Annotated in this window: 10 protein-coding genes; all 10 read left to right on the top strand. The window is 56.0% G+C overall.

All coding sequences use genetic code 11. The annotated features are described in order from the left end of the window. Positions 1-53: 53 nt before the first annotated feature. The gene (nuoC, locus tag DFO57_RS14150) at positions 54-1,853 is read left to right on the top strand and encodes an NADH-quinone oxidoreductase subunit C/D (protein WP_013026513.1); all 1,800 of its coding nucleotides are present in this window, start codon (positions 54-56) and stop codon (positions 1,851-1,853) included. 2 nt (positions 1,854-1,855) lie between these two features. Then, a complete protein-coding gene (gene nuoE / locus DFO57_RS14145) occupies positions 1,856-2,371 on the top strand; it encodes an NADH-quinone oxidoreductase subunit NuoE (protein ID WP_013026512.1) in 516 nt (171 codons plus the stop codon). Positions 2,372-2,373: 2 nt separating this feature from the next. After that, complete coding sequence (nuoF, locus tag DFO57_RS14140) at positions 2,374-3,714, top strand: NADH-quinone oxidoreductase subunit NuoF (protein ID WP_026021016.1); 1,341 nt, start codon at positions 2,374-2,376, stop codon at positions 3,712-3,714. Between the two features lie 111 nt (positions 3,715-3,825). Beyond that, positions 3,826-6,549: an NADH-quinone oxidoreductase subunit NuoG gene (gene nuoG, locus DFO57_RS14135; protein ID WP_019106001.1), complete on the top strand. Its 2,724-nt coding sequence runs from the start codon at positions 3,826-3,828 to the stop codon at positions 6,547-6,549. Beyond that, positions 6,546-7,523 (top strand): NADH-quinone oxidoreductase subunit NuoH, encoded by a 978-nt coding sequence (gene nuoH / locus DFO57_RS14130; protein WP_013026509.1) that lies wholly within the window; start codon positions 6,546-6,548, stop codon positions 7,521-7,523. Before nuoG ends, nuoH begins: the two co-directional genes overlap by 4 nt. Positions 7,524-7,534: 11 nt before the next feature. Continuing rightward, positions 7,535-8,077: an NADH-quinone oxidoreductase subunit NuoI gene (gene nuoI, locus DFO57_RS14125; RefSeq protein ID WP_013026508.1), complete on the top strand. Its 543-nt coding sequence runs from the start codon at positions 7,535-7,537 to the stop codon at positions 8,075-8,077. A gap of 10 nt (positions 8,078-8,087) precedes the next feature. Continuing rightward, complete coding sequence (gene nuoJ, locus DFO57_RS14120) at positions 8,088-8,639, top strand: NADH-quinone oxidoreductase subunit J (RefSeq protein ID WP_014605380.1); 552 nt, start codon at positions 8,088-8,090, stop codon at positions 8,637-8,639. Beyond that, a complete protein-coding gene (nuoK, locus tag DFO57_RS14115) occupies positions 8,636-8,938 on the top strand; it encodes an NADH-quinone oxidoreductase subunit NuoK (protein WP_013026506.1) in 303 nt (100 codons plus the stop codon). Before nuoJ ends, nuoK begins: the two co-directional genes overlap by 4 nt. Then, a complete protein-coding gene (gene nuoL, locus DFO57_RS14110; RefSeq protein WP_064374127.1) occupies positions 8,935-10,770 on the top strand; it encodes an NADH-quinone oxidoreductase subunit L in 1,836 nt (611 codons plus the stop codon). Before nuoK ends, nuoL begins: the two co-directional genes overlap by 4 nt. Positions 10,771-10,974: 204 nt before the next feature. Further along, positions 10,975-12,495, top strand: a complete 1,521-nt coding sequence (gene nuoM / locus DFO57_RS14105) for an NADH-quinone oxidoreductase subunit M (RefSeq protein WP_013026504.1) — start codon at positions 10,975-10,977, stop codon at positions 12,493-12,495. Positions 12,496-12,497 lie beyond the last annotated feature (2 nt).

Raw genomic sequence — 12,497 nt, 5'->3', positions numbered from 1 at the left:
TCCTGACGCCTTCATTTGAGCGCCTGTTATCAGGCCGGAATGGTGAGTAACGTATGACAGATTTGACCACGCAAGATCTCGCTCAGCCGCTATGGCAAACCCGGGATCACCTGGATGACCCGGTGATCGGCGAGCTGCGTAATCGTTTTGGGCCGGATGCCTTTACCGTTCAGGCGACCCGCACCGGTATACCGGTTGTTTGGGTAAAGCGTGAACAGCTGCTGGAAATCATTACATTCCTGCGAAAACTTCCTAAGCCGTACGTCATGCTGTATGACCTGCATGGCATGGACGAACGCTTACGTACCCACCGCGCCGGTTTACCTGCCGCGGATTTTTCCGTTTTCTACCACCTGCTCTCGATTGAACGCAATCGCGACATCATGCTCAAGGTGGCTTTATCTGAAAACGATATGCATGTGCCGACCATCACCAATATTTTCGCCAATGCCAACTGGTATGAGCGCGAAACCTGGGAGATGTTTGGTATCACCTTTGATGGTCACCCGCATCTGACGCGCATTATGATGCCGCAGACCTGGGAAGGGCATCCGCTGCGCAAGGACTATCCTGCGCGTGCGACCGAATTCGATCCTTTCACGCTGACGAAGCAGAAAGAAGATCTGGAAATGGAAGCGCTGACGTTCAAGCCGGAAGACTGGGGCATGAAACGCAGCACCGCCAACGAAGATTTCATGTTCCTCAACCTCGGTCCAAACCACCCGTCAGCGCACGGTGCTTTCCGCATCATTTTGCAGCTGGATGGGGAAGAGATCGTCGATTGCGTCCCGGATATTGGTTATCACCACCGTGGCGCAGAGAAAATGGGCGAACGTCAGTCCTGGCACAGCTACATTCCTTACACCGACCGTATTGAGTACCTTGGTGGCTGCGTTAACGAAATGCCTTACGTACTGGCCGTTGAGAAACTGGCTGGTATCGTGGTGCCTGACCGCGTGAATGTTATTCGCGTCATGCTCTCTGAGCTGTTCCGCATCAACAGTCACCTGCTGTACATCTCGACCTTTATTCAGGACGTTGGTGCAATGACGCCGGTGTTCTTTGCCTTTACCGATCGTCAGAAAATTTATGATGTGGTTGAGGCGATTACCGGTTTCCGCATGCACCCGGCCTGGTTCCGTATTGGCGGTGTGGCACACGACCTGCCGAAAGGCTGGGAGCGCCTGCTGCGTGACTTCCTGGACTGGATGCCGAAGCGCCTGAAAGAGTATGACAAAGCGGCGCTGCGCAACACCGTTCTGATGGGCCGTTCGCAAGGTGTGGCAGCCTACAATATGGAAGAAGCGCTCGCCTGGGGCACCACAGGTGCAGCCCTGCGCGCCACCGGTCTCGATTTTGACGTGCGTAAATGGCGTCCCTATTCAGGCTATGAAAACTTCGACTTCGAAGTGCCCGTGGGTGCCGGTATCAGCGATGCCTACACGCGCGTACAGCTGAAAATGGAAGAGATGTGGCAGTCGCTGCGTATTCTGGAACAGTGCCTGAACAACATGCCGGAAGGGCCGTTTAAAGCCGATCATCCGCTGACAACCCCGCCGCCAAAAGAGCGCACGCTGCAGCACATTGAAACCCTGATCACTCACTTCCTGCAGGTGTCATGGGGCCCGGTTATGCCGGCCAATGAATCCTTCCAGATGATTGAGGCGACCAAAGGGATTAACAGTTACTACCTGACCAGTGATGGCAGCACGATGAGTTATCGCACACGTGTGCGTACGCCGAGCTTCCCGCACCTGCAGCAGATTCCTTCGGTAATCCGTGGCAGCCTGGTATCCGATTTAATCGTGTACCTCGGTAGTATCGACTTTGTTATGTCAGACGTGGACCGCTAATTATGCACGATCAACACATTGCTATTAAAACGATCGACCCTAACGAGGTCTTCGTGCTGAGTGCGGAAGAGCACCATGCGATTGAGCACGAAAAACACCATTACGAAGATGCACGCGCCGCGTCAATTGAAGCGCTGAAAATCGTACAGAAACAACGTGGCTGGGTACCAGACGGCGCGATTCATGCGATTGCCGACGTTCTGGGCATTCCCGCCAGCGACGTAGAAGGTGTGGCAACGTTCTACAGCCAGATTTTCCGCCAGCCGGTTGGCCGCCACGTGATCCGCTACTGCGACAGCGTGGTCTGTCACATTACCGGTTTTCAGGGCATTCAGGCCGCTCTGGAAGAAAACCTCAATATCAAGCCCGGCCAGACCACGACCGACGGCCGCTTTACGTTGCTGCCGACCTGCTGTCTGGGTAACTGCGATAAAGGCCCAACCATGATGGTGGATGAAGATACGCACGTTCATCTGACGCCGGAAGGCATCGCCTCTTTGCTGGAGCAGTATCAATGACAATTAAACAGATCATTCGTACTGCCGAAACCCATCCACTGACGTGGCGCATGCGCGACGATCAGCAGCCGGTATGGCTGGATGAGTACCGCAGCAAAAACGGCTACGCTGGTGCGGAAAAAGCACTGAAGGGCATGGCACCCGACGAGATCGTGGCGCTGGTGAAAGATTCCGGCCTGAAGGGACGCGGTGGTGCAGGCTTCTCTACCGGTTTGAAGTGGAGCCTAATGCCGAAAGACGAATCCATGAACATCCGTTACCTGCTGTGTAACGCCGATGAAATGGAGCCGGGCACCTATAAAGACCGCCTGTTGATGGAGCAGATGCCGCATCAGTTGGTTGAAGGCATGCTGATCAGTGCGTTTGCCCTTAAAGCCTACCGTGGCTACATCTTCCTGCGTGGCGAATACATTGAAGCGGCGGTGCATCTGCGCCGTGCCATCGCTGAAGCGACCGAAGCCGGGTTACTGGGTAAAAATATCCTGGGCTCAGGGTTCGATTTCGAACTCATCGTCCACACCGGCGCAGGCCGCTATATTTGCGGTGAAGAAACCGCACTGATTAACTCGCTGGAAGGACGCCGTGCTAACCCACGTTCTAAGCCGCCTTTCCCGGCGAGCGCGGGCGTTTGGGGTAAGCCGACCTGCGTGAACAACGTTGAAACGCTGTCAAACGTGCCGGCTATTTTGGCAAACGGCGTTGAGTGGTATCAGGGCCTGTCTAAGAGCGACGATGCGGGTACCAAGCTGATGGGCTTCTCGGGTCGGGTGAAAAACCCTGGCGTCTGGGAACTGCCGTTCGGTATCACGGCCCGTGAAATCCTGGAAGACTATGCCGGCGGCATGCGCGATGGTCTGCGCTTTAAAGCGTGGCAGCCGGGCGGGGCGGGAACGGACTTCCTGACGGAACAGCATCTGGATCTGCCGATGGAGTTCGCCAGCATCGGTAAAGCGGGCAGCCGTCTGGGTACGGCGCTGGCCATGGCCGTGGACCATGAAATCAATATGGTTTCACTGGTACGCAATCTCGAAGAGTTCTTTGCCCGTGAATCCTGCGGCTGGTGTACGCCATGCCGCGATGGTTTGCCGTGGAGCGTGAAGATCCTGCGCGCGCTGGAGCAGAAAAAAGGCCAGCCGGGGGATATCGAAACCCTGGAGCAGCTTTGCCGCCAGCTCGGCCCGGGCAAGACGTTCTGCGCCCACGCACCCGGTGCAGTCGAACCGCTGCAAAGCGCCATTAAATATTTCCGTGAAGAGTTTGAAGCCGGTATCGCGCCGCAGGTGTTTGGTAATACCCGATCGATCGGTGGTATTCAGCCAAACCTGCTGAAAGCGCGCTGGTAATTCGCCGTTATCCACGGGAGCTGGCCCTGTGCCGCCGTTCCTGCTGCAGTGTGCAGGAACAAGAATTTGATTAACGCTCGTCTATGACGAGCCTTACGGAAGCATGTCACTATGGCTACAATCCATGTAGACGGTAAAGAATATGATGTGAACGGAGCGGACAACCTGCTACAGGCATGTCTGTCTCTGGGCCTTGATATTCCTTATTTTTGCTGGCATCCGGCGCTGGGAAGCGTGGGTGCCTGCCGCCAGTGTGCGGTAAAGCAATTCCAGAACGCTGAAGATACCCGCGGCCGCCTTGTCATGTCCTGTATGACGCCGGCGTCTGACGGCACCTTCATCTCTATTGATGATGGCGAAGCGAAAGAGTTCCGTGAAAGCGTGGTTGAGTGGTTAATGACCAACCACCCGCACGACTGTCCGGTATGCGAAGAGGGCGGTAACTGTCATCTGCAAGATATGACGGTAATGACCGGCCACAGCTTCCGCCGCTATCGCTTCACCAAACGCACCCACCGTAATCAGGACCTTGGCCCGTTCATTTCGCATGAGATGAACCGCTGTATCGCCTGCTACCGCTGTGTGCGGTATTACAAAGATTATGCTGACGGTACCGATTTGGGCGTTTATGGCGCGCATGACAACGTTTACTTCGGCCGCCCGGAAGACGGCACGCTGGAAAGCGAGTTTTCCGGCAACCTGGTTGAAATCTGCCCAACCGGCGTATTTACCGATAAAACCCACTCTGAACGCTATAACCGTAAATGGGATATGCAGTTCGCGCCCAGCATCTGTCAGCAGTGCAGCGTGGGCTGTAACACCAGTCCGGGTGAGCGCTATGGCGAGCTGCGCCGCATCGAAAACCGTTACAATGGCAGCGTTAACCACTACTTCCTGTGTGACCGTGGTCGCTTTGGTTACGGTTACGTCAACCTGAAGGACCGCCCTCACCATCCGGTACAGCTGCGCGGCAGCGATCGCGTGACGCTGAATGCGGAGCAGGCGGTGAACGTCGGGGCAGACGTGCTGCGCCAGGCGAAACGCGTGATTGGTATCGGCTCGCCACGTGCCAGCGTCGAGAGCAACTTTGCGCTGCGTGAACTGGTCGGGGCCGAAAACTTCTCTACCGGTATGCCTGCCGGTGAGCAGGAACGCCTTGAACTGTTGTTAAAAGTGCTGCGTGACGGCGGAATTTATACGCCATCGCTGCGTGAAATTGAAAGCTACGATGCAGTGCTGGTGCTGGGGGAAGATTTGACCCAGGTTGGCGCGCGCGTGGCCCTGTCTGTGCGCCAGGCTGTGAAAGGTAAGGCCCGTGAAATGGCCGCTGCGCAGAAAGTCGCAGACTGGCAAATCGCGGCCATCATGAATATCGGTCAGCACGCTAAGCATCCGCTCTTTGTCACCAACGTCGATGAAACGCGTCTCGATGATATTGCCGCGTGGAGCTATCGTGCCCCAGTGGAAGATCAGGCGCGTCTTGGATTTGCCATCGCCAATGCGCTGGACGAAACCGCCCCGGCCGTAAGCGATTTCGACGCTGCGCTGAACGGCAAGCTGGATGTCGTCGTGCAAGCGCTGGCCGGCGCTAAAAAACCGCTGATCGTTTCCGGTGTTCACTCAGGCAGCACTGCCATGATTGAAGCGGCCGCGAACGTGGCGAAAGCGCTGAAAGCGCGCGGCGCAGACGTCGGTATCACCTTACTGGCAGGCCATGCGAACAGCATGGGGCTGGGCCTGATGGGCGGAAACACCCTGGACCAGGCGCTAGAACAACTGCAAAGCGGCGAAGCCGATGCGGTCGTGGTACTGGAAAACGATCTCTATCGCCATGCGCCAAAAGCGCAGGTGGATGCGGCGCTGAATCAAGCCGCTAACGTGATCGTCGTTGATCATCAACGCACCGCCACGCTGGAGAAAGCCGGACTGGTTTTGTCCGCGGCCAGCTTCGCGGAAAGCGACGGCACCTCAATCAACCACGAAGGGCGCGCACAGCGTTTCTTCCAGGTGTACGATCCTGCCTATTATGACAACAGCATCGTGATGCTGGAAAGCTGGCGCTGGTTGCATTCGCTGCACAGCGCGCTGGAAAGCCGCCACGTTGACTGGACGCAGCTGGATCACGTCATTGATGCCGTGGTTGCCAGTCTGCCACAGCTGAAGGGCATTAAAGAGGCGGCACCGGATGCCAGCTTCCGTATCCGTGGTCAGAAACTGGCGCGTTCACCGCATCGTGCCAGTGGCCGTACCGCCGCGCGCGCCAACATCAGCGTGCACGAGCCGCGTCAGCCGCAGGATCAGGACACGATGTTTGCCTTCTCAATGGAAGGGAACAACCAGCCGAACGCACCGCGTTCGCAGATCCCCTTTGCCTGGGCGCCAGGCTGGAACTCACCTCAGGCATGGAACAAATTCCAGGATGAAGTGGGCGGTAAACTGCGTCACGGCGATCCCGGCGTGCGTCTGTTCGAAGCCAGCGACGCACAGTTAGCCTGGTTCAGCAGCGTACCTGGCGCGTATACCACTAACGGTCAGTTCCGCGTCGCGCCTTACTATCAGCTATTCGGTAGTGAAGAGATGACGCAGCGCGCGCCGGTTATCCAACAGCGTATGTCGGCACCCACTCTGGTCCTGAACCCGGAGGATGCGGCTAAGCTGGGCGTGAACAGTGGCGCGTCTGTGGAATTAACCTGTGCCGGTGAAACCGTACGCTTGCCTGTGCGTTTCTCCGCGTCGCTGCAGGCAGGGCAGGTGGGGCTTCCACTCGGTCTGCCGGGCGTACCGCCATTCCTGGCGAATGCAAAAATTGATTCTCTGCAGGAGGCGGCGCAATGAGCTGGTTAACTCCAGGTGTTATCGACATTCTGATCGCCGTGGGTAAAGCGCTGGTGATTCTGCTGGTCGTGGTGGGCTGCGGTGCGTTTATGAGCTTCGCCGAGCGTCGTCTGCTCGGCCTGTTCCAGAACCGCTATGGACCGAACCGCGTGGGCTGGGGCGGATCCTTGCAGCTGGTTGCTGACATGATCAAGATGTTCTTTAAAGAGGACTGGGTTCCCCCGTTCACCGACCGCTTTATCTTTACCCTGGCGCCGGTCATCGCCTTTGTGTCACTGCTGCTGGCATTTGCCATCGTGCCGGTTTCGCCGACCTGGGTCGTCACCGACCTGAACATCGGGCTGCTGTTCTTCCTGATGATGGCGGGCCTGGCGGTCTATGCCGTACTGTTTGCCGGCTGGGCGAGTAATAACAAATACTCGCTTTTAGGTGCCATGCGCGCCTCTGCGCAGACGCTGAGTTACGAAGTGTTTCTGGGACTGTCGCTAATGGGCGTAGTGGCGCAGGCGGGATCGTTCAACATGACCGATATCGTCAACAGCCAGACGCACCTGTGGAACATCATCCCGCAGTTCTTCGGTTTTCTGACCTTCTGTATTGCGGGCGTCGCGGTCTGTCACCGTCATCCTTTTGACCAGCCAGAAGCTGAGCAAGAGCTGGCCGACGGTTACCACATTGAATATGCCGGGATGAAATTCGGCCTGTTCTTTGTGGGCGAATACGTCGCGATTACCACCGTCTCAGCACTGATTGTGACGCTGTTCTTCGGGGGCTGGCACGGGCCTTTCCTGCCGCCTTTCATCTGGTTCGCCCTGAAAACGGCGTTCTTTATGATGATGTTCATCCTGATTCGTGCTGCGCTTCCGCGTCCACGCTATGACCAGGTGCTGTCGTTCGGCTGGAAAGTGTGTCTGCCGTTGACGCTGTTGAACCTGCTGGCGACCGCCGCAGTGATTCTGTACACAGCGCAGTAAGGGGTAAACAAATGACATTAAAAGATATTGTCGTAGGCTTCGGCACGACAGTTCGCAGTATCTGGATGATAGGCATGCACGCCTTCGCGAAACGCGAAACCCAGATGTATCCGGAAGAGCCAGTCTACCTGCCACCGCGCTATCGTGGTCGTATCGTTTTGACGCGCGATCCCGATGGGGCAGAGCGTTGCGTTGCCTGTAACCTGTGTGCAGTAGCCTGTCCGGTAGGCTGTATTTCACTGCAAAAGGCCGAAACCAAAGACGGTCGCTGGTATCCAGAGTTCTTCCGTATTAACTTCTCACGCTGCATTTTCTGCGGCCTGTGCGAAGAGGCCTGCCCAACCACCGCTATCCAGCTGACGCCGGATTTCGAGCTGGGCGAGTTCAAGCGTCAGGATCTGGTGTATGAAAAAGACGATCTGTTGATCTCGGGGCCGGGTAAATATCCGGAGTACAACTTCTACCGCATGGCAGGTATGGCGATTGACGGTAAAGATAAAGGTGACGCTGAAAATGAAGCGAAACCCATCGACGTCAAAGGCTTATTACCTTAAGGAGCAAGGCATGGAATTTGCGTTTTATCTTTGCGGACTGGTGGCGGTGGTGACGACGTTACGCGTCATTACCCACACTAATCCGGTACATGCGTTGCTGTACCTGATCGTTTCGCTGTTATCGGTGGCGGGTGTCTTTTTCTCCCTGGGTGCCTACTTTGCCGGTGCGCTGGAAATCATCGTGTATGCCGGTGCCATCATGGTGCTGTTCGTGTTCGTCGTGATGATGCTCAACCTGGGCAAGGCCACGGAGAAACAGGAACGCGAATGGCTCAGCCCGTCCCTGTGGATCGGTCCCGGTCTGGTGTCCTTTCTGCTACTGGCGGTCATGATTTACGCCATCATGACGGCACAGGATCAGGGCATTGACGGTAAAATCATCGACGCGAAAGCGGTCGGTATTAGCCTGTTTGGCCCGTATGTCCTGGCGGTTGAACTGGCATCAATGCTGCTGTTGGCCGGTCTGGTTGTTGCCTTCCATCTGGGACGTGAAGAGCGCCAGGGTGAAGTCCTGAGCAACCGTTCAAACGATGCCGCGCAGGCGAATAAGGAGCAAGCATGATCCCGTTACAACATGGATTGATTTTGGCCGCGGTGCTGTTCGTTCTTGGCCTGACCTCGCTGGTACTGCGCCGCAACCTGCTGTTTATGCTGATCAGCCTTGAAATTATGATCAACGCCGCGGCGCTGGCGCTGGTCGTCGCGGGCAGCTACTGGGGACAGGCCGATGGTCAGGTGATGTATATTCTGGCAATCAGCCTCGCCGCAGCGGAAGCCAGTATCGGTCTGGCCCTGCTGCTTCAGCTCTATCGTCGTCGTCAGACGCTGAACATTGATATTGTGAGCGAGATGCGCGGATGAACCTTCTCTATTTAACTGTCTTGTTTCCGCTGATCGGCTTTTTGCTGTTAGCGTTTTCCCGTGGTCGCTGGTCAGAGAATCTGTCGGCGACGGTCGGAATGGGATCGGTGGGGTTAGCCGCACTGACTACCCTGTATGTTGGCGTTGACTTCTTTGCTAACGGGCAGCAGGCATTCACCCAAGCGCTGTGGACCTGGATTCACGTGGGCAATTTTAACATTCAGGTCAATCTGACTCTGGATGGCCTCTCGCTTACCATGCTGTCGGTGGTTACCGGCGTCGGTTTCCTGATCCATATGTTCGCCTCCTGGTATATGCGCGGAGAAGAGGGCTATTCACGCTTCTTCGCTTATACCAACCTGTTTATCGCCAGCATGGTGGTTCTGGTGCTGGCGGATAACCTGATGCTGATGTATCTGGGCTGGGAAGGGGTAGGGCTGTGTTCTTACCTCCTGATCGGCTTCTACTACAGCAATCCGGAAAACGGCAAAGCGGCGATGAAAGCCTTTATCATCACCCGCGTCGGCGATGTGTTTCTGGCCTTTGCGCTGTTCATCCTTTACAACGAACTGGGTACGCTCAACTTCCGCGAGATGGTTGAGCTGGCACCGGCACACTTTGCGGCGGACAATCACATGCTGCAGTGGGCTACCCTGATGCTGTTAGGCGGTGCGGTCGGTAAATCGGCCCAGTTGCCCTTACAGACCTGGCTGGCCGATGCAATGGCAGGCCCGACACCGGTATCGGCACTGATTCACGCCGCGACCATGGTAACGGCAGGGGTTTACCTGATTGCGCGCACGCATGGCCTGTTCCTGCTGACGCCTGAGGTGCTGCATCTGGTCGGCATTATCGGTGCCATTACCCTGGTGCTGGCAGGCTTTGCTGCCCTGGTTCAGACGGACATCAAACGCGTCCTCGCTTACTCCACCATGAGCCAGATTGGCTACATGTTCCTGGCGCTGGGCGTACAGGCGTGGGATGCCGCGATTTTCCACCTGATGACCCACGCCTTCTTTAAAGCCCTGCTGTTCCTGTCCTCAGGTTCGGTTATTCTGGCCTGCCACCACGAGCAGAACATCTTTAAGATGGGCGGACTGCGTAAGAGCATCCCGCTGGTTTACACCTGCTTCCTGGTGGGCGGCGCCGCGCTGGCGGCACTGCCACTGATTACCGCCGGTTTCTACAGTAAAGATGAAATCCTGTTTGGTGCGCTGGCGAACGGTCATCTTAACCTGATGGTAGCGGGCCTGGTGGGTGCATTCCTGACCTCAATTTATACCTTCCGCATGATCTTCATCGTGTTCCACGGTGAAGAGAAGATTCATGCTCATGCGGGTAAAGGCATTACCCATCATCTGCCGCTGCTGGTGCTGCTGGTGCTCTCCACCTTCGTTGGCGCACTGATTACCCCACCACTGGCGGGCGTTTTGCCGGCGAATGAGTTTGGTGAAAACGGTAAAGTGACGCTGGAGATTGCATCGGGTCTGGTCGCGGTTTCCGGCATCGTGATTGCAGCCGCACTTTGGCTGGGCAAACGTCAGCTGGTGACCCGTATTGCCAACAGCGCACCGGGCCGCTTCTTCGGCACCTGGTGGTTCGCCGCCTGGGGCTTCGACTGGCTCTACGACAAGGTGTTTGTCAAACCGTACCTGGGCATTGCGTGGCTGTTAAAACGCGATCCGCTCAACGGCCTGATGAACCTCCCTGCGTTGCTTTCACGTATCGCCAATAAAGGTCTGGTGGTCAGTGAAAACGGTTATCTGCGCTGGTACGTGGCGTCGATGAGCGTGGGTGCCGTCGTGGTTCTGGCCCTGTTGCTGGTAATTTAAAGATTGATGAGCGGGGTGAGTTCGCTTACCCCAGTTAAGAATGTCCAAATAACCGAGTAATGAGCGCAATCGTCGCAGCCAGTTTCATTACCGCCAGCGCACAGCAACCGGAGCGTACTGAAGTACGTGAGGATTGCGAGCACTGCCGGGAATGAAAATGGTAAGTAAGATAGCTCATAAAAGGCCATAAAAGGGAAGTATGCCGTGTTATTACCTTGGCTAATTTTCATACCCTTCTTCGGTGGTTTTATCTGCTGGCTCGCCGAGCGCTTCGGCGCGAAAGTGCCACGCTGGATTGCACTGATCACCATGGGGCTGACGTTGGCGCTTTCACTGCAGCTGTGGTTGCAGGGAGGCTATTCACTGACGCAGGCAGCGGGTATTCCGCAGTGGCAATCGAGCTTCTCAGTACCCTGGATCCCCCGTTTCGGCATTAATTTCCATTTAGCGCTTGATGGCCTTTCGCTATTAATGGTGGTGCTGACCGGGCTGCTCGGTTTGATGGCCGTGCTGTGTTCGTGGAACGAGATCGAGAAGTATCAGGGATTCTTCCATCTTAACCTGATGTGGATTCTGGGCGGCGTTATCGGTGTGTTCCTTGCCATCGACATGTTCCTGTTCTTCTTCTTCTGGGAAATGATGCTGGTGCCGATGTACTTCCTCATCGCACTGTGGGGACATAAAGCCTCGGACGGGAAAACCCGTATCACCGCGGCCACCAAATTCTTTATCTATACCCAGGCATCAGGTCTGGTGATGTTAATTGCGATTCTGGCGCTGGTGTTTGTCCACTACAACGCGACCGGCGTCTGGACGTTCAACTACGAGCAGTTGTTGAAAACGCCCATGTCGCACACCGTCGAATATCTGCTGATGCTGGGCTTCTTTATCGCGTTTGCGGTGAAAATGCCGGTGGTGCCGCTTCACGGCTGGTTACCCGATGCGCACAGTCAGGCGCCAACGGCCGGTTCAGTGGACCTGGCGGGTATTTTGCTGAAAACTGCGGCCTATGGTTTGCTGCGTTTCAGCCTGCCGCTGTTCCCTAATGCATCCGCTGAGTTTGCCCCTATCGCGATGTGGTTAGGTATCATCGGTATCTTCTACGGCGCCTGGATGGCCTTCTCACAGACGGATATTAAACGCCTGATTGCCTACACCTCGATTTCCCACATGGGCTTTGTGCTGATTGCGATTTACACCGGCAGCCAGTTGGCCATTCAGGGCGCGGTGATACAGATGATTGCGCACGGCCTGTCTGCGGCGGCCCTGTTTATCCTGTGTGGTCAGCTGTATGAGCGCCTGCACACGCGTGATATGCGTCAGATGGGCGGTCTGTGGTCGCGCATCAAATGGATTCCGGGTTTATCACTGTTCTTTGCTGTCGCCAACCTGGGGATGCCGGGCACCGGTAACTTCGTGGGTGAGTTTATGATCCTCACCGGCAGCTTCCAGGTCGTTCCTGTCATTATTGTGATTGCGACCTTTGGTCTGGTTTTCGCTTCGGTTTATTCGCTGGTCATGATGCAGCGTGCCTACTACGGCGAAGCGAAATCTAAAGATCCACTGCCGGGAATGTCGGCACGTGAATTCCTGACCATTGGCGTGCTCGTGGTTCTGCTGGTGCTGTTGGGTATTTATCCCCAGCCGATTCTGGATACCTCACATGCTGCAATGAGCAATATTCAGCAGTGGTTTACCGCTTCAATTTCAACTACAAGGCCGTAATT

It is taken from the genome of Pantoea sp. AG702 (genome assembly GCF_003182295.1).
Lineage (GTDB): Bacteria > Pseudomonadota > Gammaproteobacteria > Enterobacterales > Enterobacteriaceae > Pantoea > Pantoea ananatis.
The sequence above is the reverse complement of the archived record's forward strand: the minus strand, read 5'-3'. Positions and strand labels throughout refer to the sequence as shown.

Excerpts from the sequence above, each read along its gene's own strand:
- nuoI (WP_013026508.1), top strand. The coding sequence starts at position 7,535 with ATGACATTAAAAGATATTGTCGTAGGCTTCGGCACGACAGTTCGCAGT.
- nuoG (WP_019106001.1), top strand. The coding sequence starts at position 3,826 with ATGGCTACAATCCATGTAGACGGTAAAGAATATGATGTGAACGGAGCG.
- nuoC (WP_013026513.1), top strand. The coding sequence starts at position 54 with ATGACAGATTTGACCACGCAAGATCTCGCTCAGCCGCTATGGCAAACC.
- nuoJ (WP_014605380.1), top strand. The coding sequence starts at position 8,088 with ATGGAATTTGCGTTTTATCTTTGCGGACTGGTGGCGGTGGTGACGACG.
- nuoL (WP_064374127.1), top strand. The coding sequence starts at position 8,935 with ATGAACCTTCTCTATTTAACTGTCTTGTTTCCGCTGATCGGCTTTTTG.
- nuoE (WP_013026512.1), top strand. The coding sequence starts at position 1,856 with ATGCACGATCAACACATTGCTATTAAAACGATCGACCCTAACGAGGTC.
- nuoH (WP_013026509.1), top strand. The coding sequence starts at position 6,546 with ATGAGCTGGTTAACTCCAGGTGTTATCGACATTCTGATCGCCGTGGGT.
- nuoK (WP_013026506.1), top strand. The coding sequence starts at position 8,636 with ATGATCCCGTTACAACATGGATTGATTTTGGCCGCGGTGCTGTTCGTT.